Below are 13,790 nucleotides of genomic sequence, written 5' to 3' on the forward strand. Positions count from 1 at the left end.
GATATCGATATATTTCATGTTTTCGCAAACATTCTGAACCAAACAAACCCCGGAAGAGCGGGAAAACCTACCGGAGGGCGAGGATGGGGCGGCGCAACGGCATAGCCACCGAGCGTGTTTACACAGGGGGACGGCACCAGGACCTGCTCAAGCTCTTCACCCTGGCGACGCTGGTCTCACTGCTGGCCATCCTGCTGCTGGTCGGCTTTGGCATTTACCAGATTTTCAATCGCTACATCATCGCCGAGGCGGAGCGGGACGCGGTTGCCATCTCCAATGCGATTATCGGCGACAGCCTCAAGGATTACATTGCCCGCGGACCAGGTGGCGCACCGACCCTGATCATCCCGGCCAGCAGTTACCACCTCCTCGATCAGGATATCGAGGCCAAGCTGAAATACTTCGATGTCCTCAAGATCAAGATCTTTTCCCGCGACCAGGCCATCGTTTACAGCAACGATCGCAACATCATCGGTGAACTCGACCTCAAGAACCAGACCCTGGCGGCGGCCCTCGCCGGCGATGCCTCTTCCAAGCTCGAAAAGAAGGAAGAGCTCTGGGACCTTGCCGACGAAAAGAAATATGAGATCGACATGGTCGAAACCTATATGCCCCTGCGAACTCCGACCGGGGTTGTCGCCGGGGCATTTGAAATCTACATGGACGTTTCCGCCTATCGACAATTGCTGCGTGATGTCCTGGTCGCGGCAATCCTGGTCGTCACCGCCGTTCTGCTGGTCGTCTTCGGGGTATTGACCTTTTATATGCGCAAGGCAACGCGAATCATCTCATCCAAGACTCAGGAAATCCGGGTTCTCAGCGGGTTGTTGCCGATCTGCTCAGCCTGCAAAAAAATTCGCAACGACCACGATGAATGGGAAATCCTCGAAAAATTCATCACCGAACGGTCCGAGTCCGAGTTCACTCACAGCCTCTGCCCCGACTGCCTGCAAGAGTACTGGAAAGAGTGAGGTCCAGACGGCTAACAGCAAGCAGAAAGCGCCCCGGCGATTGCCGGGGCGCTTTCTGCTTGCTGTTTCAACGCTTTGCTATTCCCTGTGGGAATCATGCCCTGACGTGAGTCAGGGTATCAGTTCTTCACGGTTATCGGTTTAACCCTTCCCGGCCCGGCGGCTCAGAGACGTTCATACTGTCATCCTCCTGTGTGCTGGGGTTTGATTCCAATTTACCACGAAACCGGCACTTGTAAAGGTGCTAAAACCATGGGAACAAGGGGACGAGCAAAACTTGACCGGGGATGGGCGGATCGTGGTAGAATCCCCGAGTATCCTCGTGGCAACGGGCTGCGAAGGTATTTATTCCATCTGCAAAAGGGGCGGCGCCAGTTACCGCCGGACGAGACATCATGAGCCGATCCTGCCGGGGAAGGCGAACCATTGCGGCCCTTCTCATCACGTTTTCACTCACCCTCGGCCTTGGCCTGGCACCTGCGACCGCCGCCGAGTTCAATTACAATCGGGCGCGGCTTCTCAGCTATCTGCTGCGTGACCAGCTCCCGCTCCACCACTACAGTCACAAGGCGATCGATGACGACCTCTCCCGCGCCGCCTTTGCGCTCTATCTGAAGCAACTCGACAGCCAGAAGCGCTTCCTGCTCCAGTCCGACGTCGATCAACTCCAGGATTTCGCTACCCGCATCGACGATGAGCTCAAGCAGGGGCGGATTGTACTGCCCGCTCTCGCCGCCGAGATCCTCGGGAGGCGCATTGCCGTCGTTGAAAAACTGGTCGCTGAACTCCTGGAGGGGAGGTTCGATCTGCACTCCCGGGAGACCATTGAAACCGACCCGGAGAAGCTCGACTTCTGCGCCAATGAAGCCGCGCTCAAAGAACGCTGGCGGCAAACCCTGACCTACCAGGTCGTGCTCCGCTACCTCGGACTGGTGGAGGATCGCGCTGCCGAAGCCAAGGCGGCCGGCAAGGAAACGCCCGCGACGGACAGCATCGACCCCGAACTGCTCAAGGTCGCCCGTGAGAAGGTCGCCAAGAATTATCGCGACTTTTTCACGCGTCTCCACCAGGACACCTCCCAGGATTACTTCGACCGTTATTTCAGCTCGGTCACCCGGGCCTATGATCCGCATACCGACTATCTCCCCCCTACCGAGAAGGAAGATTTCGATATTGGCATGCGGGGGTCCCTGGAAGGGATCGGCGCCACCCTGCGTGAAGAGGACGGTTACATCAAGGTGGTCGCGATCATGGCCGGCAGTGCCGCCTTCCGCCAGGGGCAATTGCAGGCCGAAGATATCATCCTCAAGGTAGCCGAGGGGGAGGCCGAGCCGGTCGACATTACCGACATGCGCCTTCGTGACGCGGTCGGCCTGATCCGGGGGCCGAAGGGGACCGAGGTGCGTCTGACGGTTCGCAACCCGGATGGAAATCTGCGGGTGATCCCGATTGTCCGCGACGTGGTCCAGATCGAGGATACCTTCGTCAAGGGGACCGTGATCCCCGGTCCTGTGGAAGGGGAAAATTTCGGCTACCTCAAGATTCCTTCCTTCTACCGGGATTTCCAGGGTGCCGGCCATGGTGCCAAGGGCCGCAATGTCACCGATGACGTGCGCGCCGAACTGCAGCGGCTCAAGCCGGCCGGAGTTGCCGGCATCATCCTCGACCTGCGCAATGACGGCGGCGGCTCCCTGGCCGATGCCGTCGATACTGCCGGCCTCTTTATCAAGACCGGTCCGGTAGTTCAGGTCCGGGGGAGCGACGGTTCCATCGAACCCCTCAACGACGATGATGCGAGCATCGAATATTCCGGCCCCCTGGTCGTGCTGGTCAACCAGTTCTCCGCTTCCGCATCGGAAATTCTTGCCGGCATGCTCCAGGACTATGGCCGCGCGGTGGTGATCGGCGGGGAGCACACCCACGGCAAAGGAACAGTGCAGGCGCTGATCGATCTCGATCGGGGCCTCTCCCTGCGCAACATGGACGCCTATAAACCCCTCGGTGCCCTGAAGATCACGGTGCAGAAATTCTACCGGGTCAGCGGCGCCTCGACCCAGTACCGGGGCGTGATTCCCGACATCATCCTGCCGGATCGCCTCCAGTACCTCAAAACCGGCGAGAAATACTCGGAATATTCCCTCCCCTGGGATACCGTTGCCCCGGTGAGTTATACCCGCTGGAACAGTCCCGGGGTACGACTCGATACTCTCCGCGTCCGCAGCCAGGAGCGCACCGCCAAGGATCCAAAATTCCAGGAGATCGCCCGGGAAGCCGCCTTGGCGAAAGAGCGCAGCGAACGGACCCGGCAGTCCCTCGATCTCGATACGATCCGTAAGGAGCGGGAAGAGGCAAAGAAGCTGACCGAGGTCGCCCCGATGCACGGGGCAAAGCCGGCAGCCAAGCCGGACCATGTGCTGACAGCAGAGGAAAAGGAAAAACAGCTCGCCGAGGGTCTCCTCGACGACCCCTACGCCAGTGAAGCCCTGGCGGTCCTCACCGACATGCAGGAGCTGCCGCGGGCTCCCCTCGCCAACACGCCGGGACGGAGCGCCGCGGCGAGCGCCCGCTAGCCCTCCCGTTGCCGCAGCAGAACAAACGCCCTTCCGGAGCTGCCGGAGGGGCGTTTGTTCTGCTGCAATGAATCTCCCCGCAGCAAGCTACGGGGTATCAAAAGTTTAGATTGATCGCTTTCATCGAAGCAAGCTTCGGGGAATTCGACCCACCTGAGATTAAAACAGGGAACCGGTGACCTGATTACCCGGGGGCTATCGCCTCTGCCAGGACCTCGGCAATATCCCGCACCTTGACCGTCTCGGCACCCTCATCCTTGAGGCCATCCTCAAACATCGTCATGCAGTAGGGACAGGCAACGCAGATGGTTTCGGGCTGCTGGTCGAGAGCCTCACGGACCCGGTCGAGGTTGATCCGGGTGCCGAGATGCTCCTCCATCCACATCCGCCCACCGCCGGCGCCGCAACAGAAGGAGTTTTCCCCCTGGCGGGAAAATTCTTCCGGAGCATTGCCGGAAGCCGCCGCGACCACGGCGCGCGGCGCCGCATATTCATCATTGTGACGGCCGAGGTAGCAGGAATCGTGGAACAGCAGCTTCCCCTGCGACCGCCCTTTTCCGGCCGGCAACCGGCCGCAAGCGACCAGGTCGGCCAAAAGCTGGCTGTGGTGAAGCACCTCCAGTTCCAGCCCGTACTGGCGATAGTCGTTTTTAAGGGTGGAAAAGCAGTGCGGACACTGGGTGATGATCTTTTTCATCCCGCGTTCCTTGAGCAGCTCGACATTTTTCAATGCCATCTGCTCGAAGACATACTCGTTGCCGAGCCGACGAAGACTGTCCCCGCAGCAGAGCTCATCCTTGCCGAGAATCCCCCAGGAAACACCCGCCTGGTCAAGAAGGGTGGCGAGGGCTACGGTGACATGCTTGTTGCGGGTGTCAAAAGCGCCGGCACAGCCAACGAAGAAGAGGTATTCGGTCTCCCCCGGGACAAAAGAACGGTCGCCGAGCTGGGTACTCCACTTGGTGCGCTCGCTCGGGGCGATCCCCCAGGGGTTGCTGCGCTGCTCCATGTTCTCGAAGAGGTTGAGAAGCTCCTCGGGAAACTTTGCCTCCTGCTCGACCAGGTGGCGACGCATCTTGACGATCTTCGGCATCTGCTCGATAAGGACCGGGCACGCCTGCAGGCAGGCGCCGCAGGTAGTGCAGGACCAGAGGGCCGCTTCACTGGTCGACCCTTCCCCCCCATCGCCGATCAGAGGCAGGCGCGGCTTCGCCCCGCTCTGCAACAGGGTGGCATTGTGCAGGAAATTGACCTTTATGTCGTGGACCACCTGGCGCGGGTTGAGGGGTTTTTCGGTGGCCCGGGCGGGACAGACATCCTGGCAGCGCCCACACTCGGTGCAGGTATAGCCATCGAGAATGTCTTTCCAGGTAAAGCGCTCGACACTGCCGACCCCAAAAACTCCATCCGGCGTGAATACTTCCCGGGGCTGGGTATTGGGCTTCTCCAGGGCACCGAAGAAGCAGTTGGGGATAGCGGTAAGGATATGCATGTGCTTGCTGCGCGGCAGCAGGTTCATGAAGAGGAGCAGTACCAGGGCATGCGTCCACCAGGCGACCGTCGCTACCGTTTCGAGTCCCGCTGGCGACAGGCCACCAAGGGTGGCGGCAAGGGCACCGGAAACCGGCATCCAGGCCGCGGCCGCCTCCTGACCTGAGGCGATTTCTGCCGCATGCAGGTAAAAGAAGGCCAGCATCAGGGCCGCGATAAAGGCGAGGATGACAAAGGCTTCCCCGCTGCGGGCACTGGCGTAACTGCTGCTGAGGTAGGCCGGCGCGAAGAAGAGGCGGCGGGCAGCAGCCAGCGCCACGCAGACCAGGGTCAGCAGCGAGACCAGTTCGAAGCTGAGCACCAGCGGGTGGTAGAGGCCGGCGGGAAGCAGGGAAAGGCGCACGGCCGGGAAAATTCCGGCGAGGAGAAATTCGCCGTTGGCCAGCAGCAGGATCAGAAACGACCAGAAGATCAGCAGGTGGTTAATGCCGAAGGGGCGTTTGACCACGCGCCGCTGACCGATTGCATAACGCAGCATTGCCTGGAAACGCTTTCCCGGCTGGGAGCTACGATCCTCGGGCTGGGCAATGGCGAGGATGGCAAAACGCTGGTAACAGCTATAGGCAAAAGCGACCAGGGCCGTCAAAAACAGCGGGATAAAGATCATTTGCTGGGAAGACATCGCTCTGCTCTCCGGTTGGGGTCAGGCACTCTGGCGGCGCGCGGACTGGCGCAGTTCGCGGATGCGGGCAGTGATCGCCGGGACGATTTGGAATATATCCCCGACGATGCCGTAATGGGCGATCTGGAAGATCGGCGCTTCGGGATCGCGGTTAATGGCGATAATCACATCCGAATCCTGCATGCCGACCATGTGCTGAATGGCGCCACTGATACCGCAGGCGACATAGACCGTCGGGCGTACCGTCTTGCCGGTCTGGCCGACCTGGCGGTCCCCCGGCATCCAGCCGGCATCGACGGCGCTGCGCGAGGCGCCGACCACACCGCCGAGTTCGTCGGCCAGTTCCTGCAGCATGGCGAAATTTTCCTTTCCCATCAGGCCGCGGCCGCCGGAGACGATGATGTTGGCGCCGGCGATATCGACCTTGCCGTGCCCGGCGCCATCCTCGATCACCTCAAGGACCTTGACCAGAATCTCCTCCTCCGGAGGAGCAAAGGAATCGCGAACAATCGTGCCGCCGCGGCCGGCGACGTATTCCGGCATCTGCATCACGTGCGGCCGGACCGTCGCCATCTGCGGCCGGTACTTGTCGCACATGATGGTCGCCATGATATTGCCGCCAAAGGCCGGACGGGTCTGCATCAGGTTGCGCTTGTCATCAATGGCCAGGCCGGTACAGTCGGCGGTGAGTCCGGTCTTGACGACCGTCGCCACCGCTCCGGCCAGATCCCGGCCGACGCCAGTCGCCCCCATCAGGATCACTTCGGGCCGGTGACGGTCGATCAGATGGCAGAGCGCCCGGGTGTAGGCTTCGGTGCGATAATGTCGATAGACGGTTGCATCGAGGAGGTAAGCCCTGTCGGCGCCATAGGCAAAGGCCTCGGCGCAGAGGTGCTCCACCTGATCTCCGATAACCACGGCACAGAGTTCGACCTGCAGGGCATCGGCCAGCGCCTTGCCGGTGAAGAGAAGCTCCCAGGAGACCTTGGCCGGCTCGCCATCGGTCTGCTCGATGAAGACCCAGACCCCGCGATAGGTGGCAAGCAGGTCCCGGATGCGCAGCGCTTCCGGATCGAGTTCCTCCTCCGGCACTTCTTGACTATCCCCTTGCTGGCGGGCAATTTCGTCCAGAATCGCCTGCTCTTCGGGAGTGAAAAACATCTCGATCGCCTGGGCCGGGCAGACCTTGACACACTTGACGCAGCCGATGCATTTGGCGTAATCAATGATCGGTTCACCCGCCTCGTTCATGGTGATGGCATCGACCGGGCAGGAACTGAGGCAGCGTTCACCGCAGGCGATACAGCTGTTGTCGAGCAGGCGTGCCTTGCCGCGCGGCTTTTTGATTTTTTTCACTTCGGTCATGATCGTTCCTTGGGGAGAGGCCGGCTCAGAGCGCCAGCAAATCCTTGTCCAGCAGCTTGTCCACCAGCAGGCGCGCCGTCCCGACCGGGTCAGCGGTTCCATCGCCGATAATTTCCCCCTTCTCCCGCTCGGGGGAGAAGATCCGGCTGACCCAGGTCGGTGACCCCTTGAGCCCGATCCCATTGACATCGAGGCCCAACACCTCGTTGCTCCAGAGCTTGATTTCCATCTCCCTGGCGGCCAGGCGCATCGGCACGGTCGGATAGCGGGGCCGGTTGAGCTCCCGCACCACGGTCAATACCGCCGGCAGCGGCGCCTCGACGATCTCGTGCCGCCCCTCGAGCTTGCGCCGCACCCGGACCGTCTTGTTGGCGAGGTCGAGCTGTTCGATACGATCGACCAGGGTCAGTTGGCTGTAGCCGAGTCGACTGGCGATGCCGGGGCCAACCTGGGCGGTGTCGCCGTCGATGGTCTGTTTGCCGCAGATGACGAGGGCAACCTCCTCGGCTTCCGCCAGGCGGGAGATCGCCGCCGCCAGCACCCTGCTCGTCGCCAGGGTGTCGGCACCGCCAAAGACCCTATCGGAGAGGAGGATCGCTTCATCGACGCCAACTGCGCAGGCCTTGCGCAGGGTCGCCTCGGCGTTGGGCGGCCCCATCGACAGAGTCACCGCCCGGACCCCGTAGCGATCCTTGAGGCGCAGGCTCTCCTCCAGGGCATGGGTGTCGTAGGGGTTCATGATGAACGGGATTCCCTCCCGGACCAGGGTATTGGTGACCGGATCGATCTGGACCTGGGTCGTGTCCGGCACCTGTTTGACGCAGGAAATGACGAGCATGGAAGGTATCCTCAAAAAAAACTGGCGGAAAACGAAAAAAGCTCAGCCAGGGCTAAGGCCTGGTGAGCTTCGTTGCAGAAAACGGCGGACACATCGTCGTGCCGACCGGTAACGGAGCCAACCCCATCGCAGAGATCGTGCCAGGGCCAATTGCAACGGCCAAGGTCCCGGAAGAGAAGGGATTGTCATCGCACAAAGCACCCCAAGCGCCCCCCTCCGGGGAAGGGATGCCGTCTTTTTCAGCTGTCAATGGTAATATTTTAGGCAATTTCATAAGGGCAACAAATTACGATTAGGGGAGCTAAGCGCTCCACCAGCACCCCCTCCAGTGGGTGCCGTTTCGCAAGGTATACTATTTTCCCTGGCCCGGCAACCCAAAAGGAGCCCCGTTAAATTGAGGTAAAATGGCCTGACCACTAGCTTTTGCGGCTATTCTGGGATACCTGCCTGCCTGGGAAACGCGCCAGCGAACCTGGTTCCTCCCGGGGGGGCAAGGGGACGAAACGCCCCAACGGTATTTGCCTAAATTGGCAGCAGGATGAAGTTTGCGCGGACGAATGGTTCCGCCGTGTTACAATGCAACCGTCAAAACCTTCCCCCCCCCTGCCGGGACGACATTTTCCGGCTATCGTAAACACGACCGCATAAGGCCGGTCCCGAACAAAATGAAGAGGGGTGTCCCATGCAACTGGTCGCCATCGTTGGAAGTCCGCACGGACCACGGGGCAATACCGCCCGACTGCTGCAGGAAGTCCTTGCCGGAGCCAGCGCCGCCGGCGCCAAAGCCGAAACCATCTATCTCTCGGAGCTCACGATCGGGCCATGCAATGGCTGCGATGCCTGCCACAAGATCGGCCACTGCCTTCAACAGGACGATTTCACCAGGGTGCGGGACCGGATCGCAGCCGCCGATGGCCTGATCCTGGCAAGCCCCAACTACCTGTTCAACGTCAGCGCCCAGCTCAAGGCTTTTCTCGATCGCTGCTGCGGGGTCATCCATCTGCTCGACTTCAAGGGGAAATACGGGGCCGCGGTCGTTACCTCCGGGGGGGGCGGCGATGAACCGGTCACCAGCTACCTGCAACGTTTTTTAACCATCACCGGAATTCATCCCGTCGGCGCCGTCCATGCCACCATGGGTGCCCTTCCCGACGGTCAATTTACTGCCGGCCTCAAGCACGAAGCGAGACTCCTCGGCGAGCGATTGGTGACCGCCTGGCAGACCCAGGCCCGGGACCCCCGGGTTGAGCAGGAAATTCGCGCCTTCAGCCAGCGGATGCGCGAACTGGTCTTCGCCATGAAGGAGGAGTGGCCCTACGAGTACCAGTCCTGGCAGTCAAGGGCCAGCGACTGACCCCCGCCACGACGATGAACCCGGCCAAGTTCACCTATCCCCGCCGCAGCGGCAACCAGTTCCGCCTCCTCGTCGACGGAGACGCCTTCTTCCCCGCCATGCTCGAGGCGATTGATCGTGCCCGACTCTCGGTTCTGGCTGAATTCTATCTCTTCGAATCAGGGGAACTCAGCGAGCGTTTCATTGCCGCCCTTACCGCAGCCGCTGCCCGGGGGATCCCGGTCTACCTTTTGCTGGACGACTTCGGCAGCCGCCTGCTGCTGCGCCACCACCGGCAGCAGTTGCTGGAGGCGGGCGTTCAGCTTGCCTTCTACAATCCGCTGCGCCGCAATCGTTGGCGCCGGAACCTGCAACGCAACCATCGCAAGCTCCTCCTGGTGGACGGTGAACTCGCCTTCACCGGGGGGGCCGGGATCACTGACCTCTTCTCCCCCGCCCTGCACCCGACCGACTACTGGCATGAACTGATGCTGGAAATTCGCGGGCCGCTGGGCGGTGACTGGTTCGTCCTTTTCGGGACCACCTGGGAGCGGACGACCGGTGTACCGCTGACCATTCCAGCGACAGCCGGGATGCCGCTGCCTGGTGGCAGCAGTGGCAGAGTAGCTGCCCATGGCCGCTTCTTTCAGCAGTCTGATATCATTCGCTCCCTGCTCAAAAGGGTAAGACGGGCCAAAGGCCGGGTCTGGCTCGCCACCGCCTACTTTCTCCCCTCCTGGAAACTGCGCCGGGCGCTCAAGCGCAGCGCCCGGGCCGGGATCGATGTTCGCCTCCTCCTCCCCGGTCCCCGCACCGATCATCCGAGTGTGCGGCATCTCGGGCGCCGCCATTATGAATCCCTGCTGCGGGCCGGGGTCCGTATCTTCGAATTCCAGCCCCGCTTTCTCCACGCCAAGGTACAGCTCTGCGACAACTGGGCAAGCATTGGCTCAAGCAATCTCGACCGTTGGAACCTGCGCTGGAACCTGGAAGCGAATCAGGAGCTGGAGGATCCGGAGCTTATCGGGGAACTGGTGCGGCTCTTCACCGCCGACTTTGCCCTCTGCAGGGAGATTGACCTCCAGAGCTGGCTGGAGCGGCCCTGGTGGCGGCGCAGACTGGAACAGGTCTGGGCAACGGTGGAAGCGCTGGTCCGCCGGATCAGCGAACCGAGGCCTCCAGGCCCGCCGCACTGATCTCCCGCTGGGATAAGGATTCTGCACAAAGAGGGGCCGGAGGGGTCGCTTCGCTTAGAGAGAGGGGGGAAGAACGGGGGGCTTATTGTCGGACGACACAGAGGACCTGGACAGACCCGGCCGGTCGGCTGGCGAGAAATTTGCGTTCAGCATCGACGGGCCCGGAGGCTTCAACCAGGGCGGAGCGGGTTTCACTCCCTTGCTGGTAGGTTACTTCATACTGATTCATGGGTTCCCTCGGTCGTGGTTTTGGACCGATTCTAGCGACCCCGGCAGCGGCCGTCAACGCCAACGAAGGAAAATTTCCCCTTGATTATCCGTCCAACCCGGTCTAAGGTCACGAATTGACAGGCCGATTGTTACTTTTGAATGCCTACGGAGGATGCTCATGGCACGCGACCTGGTTATCTCCCTCATTTTCGTCCTGCTGATGCTGTTCACCCTTCCGGCAGCGGCGGAGACGCGCTATGTCAGCGACCAGCTGATAATCACCCTGCGCACCGAACCGAGTACCGACGCTCCCGTCGTCACCACCGTGCGGACCGACACCCCCCTTGAGGTTCTCGCGGAAAGCGGGCGGTTTCTCAAGGTGCGCAGCCCCAACGGCGAAGAGGGTTACGTTCTCAGCCAGTACGTGACCGATGCCCTTCCCAAAAGCCTGCAGCTCGAACAGCTGCAGGCCGAGCGGGACCAGTTGCAACGCAAGTTGAAACGCCTCGAAGAAGCTCAGGGTGCGACCAGCAGCGAGCTGGAAGCGGCCCGCCGGCAACAGGAAACCCTGGTCACCGACCTGCAGGCGAAGCTCACCGCTACCGAGCAGGAATTGGCCACCACCCGCAATCAACTCACCGCGGTCAGTGCCAGGTTCGAGGCACTGCAGCAGGATGCCCGCGATGTAGTCGCAATTGCCGCGCAACGGGAAGAACTGCAGGGGGAGCGGGACCGGCTCAATGCCGAACTCGACCAGTTGCGTGAGGAGAATAACACCCTGCTGCGGACCGGCATGATCCAGTGGTTCCTGGCCGGAGGGGGAGTCTTTTTCCTCGGCTGGGTCGTCGGCAAGATTTCCCGCAAAAAACGCCGCGGGTTCTGATCAGCACCGGCGCGGCTTTTGGAAAACTCAGGTGCCGGGTAAGGCTTGCAACAGGATCTGGTCGACCTGCGTGCGAAGGTCGGCAATCAGCGCCTGCAGGACGCTGCCGTAATCATAACTCCAGGCGTCAAAATCTTCCCAACGCACCAACTGCTCAACCGCGCTCGCCACGTGTTGCCGGGTCAGCAATCGATCGCCCAGGTAGAGCTCCAGCTCGCCGTCAAGGCGTGCGCTCTTGTAAATCTCTTCCGGAATGGAGCGCCCCCCGTCCTGATCGAAATCACCGGCAACGCTCGCCAGCCCACCACCGAATCCGGCCAAGAGAATTCCATTCATGACCGGTGCTTCGCCGACCTGGCGATAGTCGGTAGTCACCTCCCGCAATTTCACCGCGACCTTGACCAACGGCGCCCCTTCTCGCGACGAGCGCAGGGCCAGCTGCTCTTCCAGTGCTGACTCTGCCCAGGCATTGAATGGAAAACGCCGGTAGGACTCGCTCGGTCCGGCAAGGACATAGTAGGGGTCGGCGACCTGTGATGACCAGGCAAGAATGAATCGATAGGGGAGTGGCTGCACTTCGGCGATCGGCACGACGCCCACGGGCACGCAGCCGCCAATCAGTACCAGAGCGCAACCGATCAGGCCAGCCATGAAACGCTTCACGATCTCCTCCTTTGTTCGGTCCCTTCTCCACCCGGCACCTCCATACCATTCTACCGCGTCATGGTAATTTCTCTCCACCCCCCGCCAAACCCCACTTAACGGCGCACCAGCCGCCGACGACCTGGCCCACCCACGGTCGGTGGCTGGTGCCCTCTACGCTGTTTCCCTGAAAATCAAAAACTGTTTTGCATTTACGCAAAACCGGGTAACCGGAAGTTGACTATTAAATTTTATATTTAGTTTCGATGACTTAGCAATCGTTCCCGGATCGAAAATAATAATTTATTGTAATTAATGCGATTTTTGGTTTTGCAAAATTGCAAGAACATCTGCGGTCGGCCTGCCGAGACCCTTTATTGACAAACGGGAAAATTATCGTTTTTTCTATTCTTTTTCCGGGATAACTAATTTTTCAAACATTGGTATGCTCGTTGCTATATATAAAAGGAAGCCAAATACCAGGCGCGATCCACTGCATTGATTGATCGCTCCAACGTCTCCTTTCTCCCAGCGAGGTCATGCCATGCTTTATAAAAAAACCAACGCGGAACTTCATTACGAGGACTTCGGCAAGGGTCCGGCAGTCGTCGTGCTCCACGATCAGACTTCCAACCAGGAACTGCGCCAAACCCACTTCGAGGCCCTGGCCGGGAGCGGCTGTCGGGTCATCATCATCAACCCCGACGGCCTCGGTCAGGGGGGGGCGACCCTGCCCGCTGCCGAAGGGACCGCCTTGGTGCTCTCCCTGCTCAATACGCTTGGCATCGGTCGTGCTGTTTTTATCGGCATCGGCCGCGGTGGATATACCACCCTGGACCTGCTCGAAAACTTTTCGCGGCGCGTTGCCGCGGCCAGCTTCGTCGTCTCGGCGGAACTTGCCGCCGACCTGCGCCGCAGAACCTGCAGCAAGGAGGCCTTGAAGGCCCTGCGCCGCGGCCGCTGCGACGCATTGAAACAGGTTTTTCTGCGTCGCCAGATCGTGGCGGCTCCCACTTCCAGGCTGCCACGGCTGCAAGCCTGGATTCACCACCTGATTGAAATGAGAAGCGCATCCCCGAACGGTCACAACAAAGACTGTGCCGCACTGCTCGCCGCCCTCCGGCTCCCCCCGCTGCTAATCGAAGAAGAGCGCAACCCGACGGCGATGCACCCTCTTTCAACAGGGGTCCGCCGCTCCCGACCATGGCGGGCCCTGAGTGCCCCACTGCAGGGATTGCTGCAGGCCCTCCTCCCCGCCGACGCCCTGTTCGACGACGAGGAAGACCCGGCTTTGGACCAGAGCTGACGGCGGCCTTCGCCCTGCTGCCAAGGAAATGGATTGACATTCCCCGCCCCGGTATGTTAACCAGACTTCTCGTCAAAAGAGCAGAAGGTGGTGGTTATGATTTTCCGGAATGACCCGAAGCCAGCAGATGCAGCTCGAGCTATGAGCGCGGCGGCCGCCGCTTCTCAAGGAACCAACCCTGTCTGGCACCTGGTAACCTGAATCTGACCCGATTCATGATGAAGTAATCAAGGCCATGGCAGAGAGTCCATGGCCTTTCTCTTTGGTGGCAAGAAAAAACAGAGCATTCCGGGATGGAGAATT

General features: G+C 60.7%; 10 protein-coding genes. 6 read left to right on the plus strand and 4 right to left on the minus strand.

The features are described 5' to 3' along the window. Positions 1–83 precede the first annotated feature (83 nt). Together DBW_RS17445 and DBW_RS17450 are read left to right on the plus strand one after the other, a co-directional pair. Positions 84–971, plus strand: coding sequence for a hypothetical protein (locus DBW_RS17445; RefSeq protein WP_066729388.1), 888 nt, complete (start codon positions 84–86; stop codon positions 969–971). A gap of 395 nt (positions 972–1,366) precedes the next feature. Beyond that, a complete protein-coding gene (locus tag DBW_RS17450) occupies positions 1,367–3,541 on the plus strand; it encodes a carboxy terminal-processing peptidase (protein ID WP_082820429.1) in 2,175 nt (724 codons plus the stop codon). A gap of 184 nt (positions 3,542–3,725) precedes the next feature. On the opposite strand, the gene DBW_RS17455 is transcribed toward DBW_RS17450, so the two are convergent. The 3 genes from DBW_RS17455 to DBW_RS17465 are packed head-to-tail and all read right to left on the minus strand — an operon-like array spanning position 3,726 to position 7,917. Continuing rightward, entirely contained in the window at positions 3,726–5,714 is a 1,989-nt protein-coding gene (locus DBW_RS17455; protein ID WP_066729389.1) for a (Fe-S)-binding protein, read from the minus strand. 21 nt (positions 5,715–5,735) lie between these two features. Continuing rightward, positions 5,736–7,079 (minus strand): electron transfer flavoprotein subunit alpha, encoded by a 1,344-nt coding sequence (locus tag DBW_RS17460; RefSeq protein ID WP_066729390.1) that lies wholly within the window; start codon positions 7,077–7,079, stop codon positions 5,736–5,738. Between the two features lie 25 nt (positions 7,080–7,104). Beyond that, on the minus strand, positions 7,105–7,917 hold the full coding sequence (locus tag DBW_RS17465; RefSeq protein WP_066729391.1) for an electron transfer flavoprotein subunit beta/FixA family protein: 813 nt from the start codon (positions 7,915–7,917) through the stop codon (positions 7,105–7,107). A 682-nt stretch (positions 7,918–8,599) separates the two neighbouring features. Between DBW_RS17465 and DBW_RS17470 the strand changes: the two genes are divergently transcribed. The 3 genes from DBW_RS17470 (at position 8,600) to DBW_RS17480 (ending at position 11,539) form a co-directional block, all read left to right on the plus strand. Beyond that, positions 8,600–9,271, plus strand: coding sequence for a flavodoxin family protein (locus DBW_RS17470; RefSeq protein ID WP_066729392.1), 672 nt, complete (start codon positions 8,600–8,602; stop codon positions 9,269–9,271). A gap of 14 nt (positions 9,272–9,285) precedes the next feature. Further along, complete coding sequence (locus DBW_RS17475; RefSeq protein ID WP_066729393.1) at positions 9,286–10,446, plus strand: phospholipase D-like domain-containing protein; 1,161 nt, start codon at positions 9,286–9,288, stop codon at positions 10,444–10,446. A gap of 388 nt (positions 10,447–10,834) precedes the next feature. Then, entirely contained in the window at positions 10,835–11,539 is a 705-nt protein-coding gene (locus DBW_RS17480; RefSeq protein WP_066729395.1) for a TIGR04211 family SH3 domain-containing protein, read from the plus strand. A 27-nt stretch (positions 11,540–11,566) separates the two neighbouring features. On the opposite strand, the gene DBW_RS17485 is transcribed toward DBW_RS17480, so the two are convergent. Continuing rightward, on the minus strand, positions 11,567–12,202 hold the full coding sequence (locus DBW_RS17485) for a hypothetical protein (protein ID WP_066729397.1): 636 nt from the start codon (positions 12,200–12,202) through the stop codon (positions 11,567–11,569). Positions 12,203–12,725: 523 nt separating this feature from the next. On the opposite strand from DBW_RS17485, the gene DBW_RS17490 reads away from it, so the two are divergent. Continuing rightward, complete coding sequence (locus tag DBW_RS17490; protein ID WP_066729399.1) at positions 12,726–13,487, plus strand: alpha/beta fold hydrolase; 762 nt, start codon at positions 12,726–12,728, stop codon at positions 13,485–13,487. The last annotated feature ends 303 nt before the right edge of the window (positions 13,488–13,790 follow it).

It is taken from the genome of Desulfuromonas sp. DDH964 (assembly GCF_001611275.1).
GTDB lineage: Bacteria > Desulfobacterota > Desulfuromonadia > Desulfuromonadales > DDH964 > DDH964.

Bases quoted from the DNA above. Each gene is read 5' to 3' on its own strand.
- DBW_RS17490 (WP_066729399.1), top strand. From the start codon at position 12,726: ATGCTTTATAAAAAAACCAACGCGGAACTTCATTACGAGGACTTCGGC.
- DBW_RS17465 (WP_066729391.1), bottom strand. From the start codon at position 7,917: ATGCTCGTCATTTCCTGCGTCAAACAGGTGCCGGACACGACCCAGGTC.
- DBW_RS17460 (WP_066729390.1), bottom strand. From the start codon at position 7,079: ATGACCGAAGTGAAAAAAATCAAAAAGCCGCGCGGCAAGGCACGCCTG.
- DBW_RS17450 (WP_082820429.1), top strand. From the start codon at position 1,367: ATGAGCCGATCCTGCCGGGGAAGGCGAACCATTGCGGCCCTTCTCATC.
- DBW_RS17480 (WP_066729395.1), top strand. From the start codon at position 10,835: ATGGCACGCGACCTGGTTATCTCCCTCATTTTCGTCCTGCTGATGCTG.
- DBW_RS17475 (WP_066729393.1), top strand. From the start codon at position 9,286: ATGAACCCGGCCAAGTTCACCTATCCCCGCCGCAGCGGCAACCAGTTC.
- DBW_RS17455 (WP_066729389.1), bottom strand. From the start codon at position 5,714: ATGTCTTCCCAGCAAATGATCTTTATCCCGCTGTTTTTGACGGCCCTG.
- DBW_RS17470 (WP_066729392.1), top strand. From the start codon at position 8,600: ATGCAACTGGTCGCCATCGTTGGAAGTCCGCACGGACCACGGGGCAAT.
- DBW_RS17445 (WP_066729388.1), top strand. From the start codon at position 84: ATGGGGCGGCGCAACGGCATAGCCACCGAGCGTGTTTACACAGGGGGA.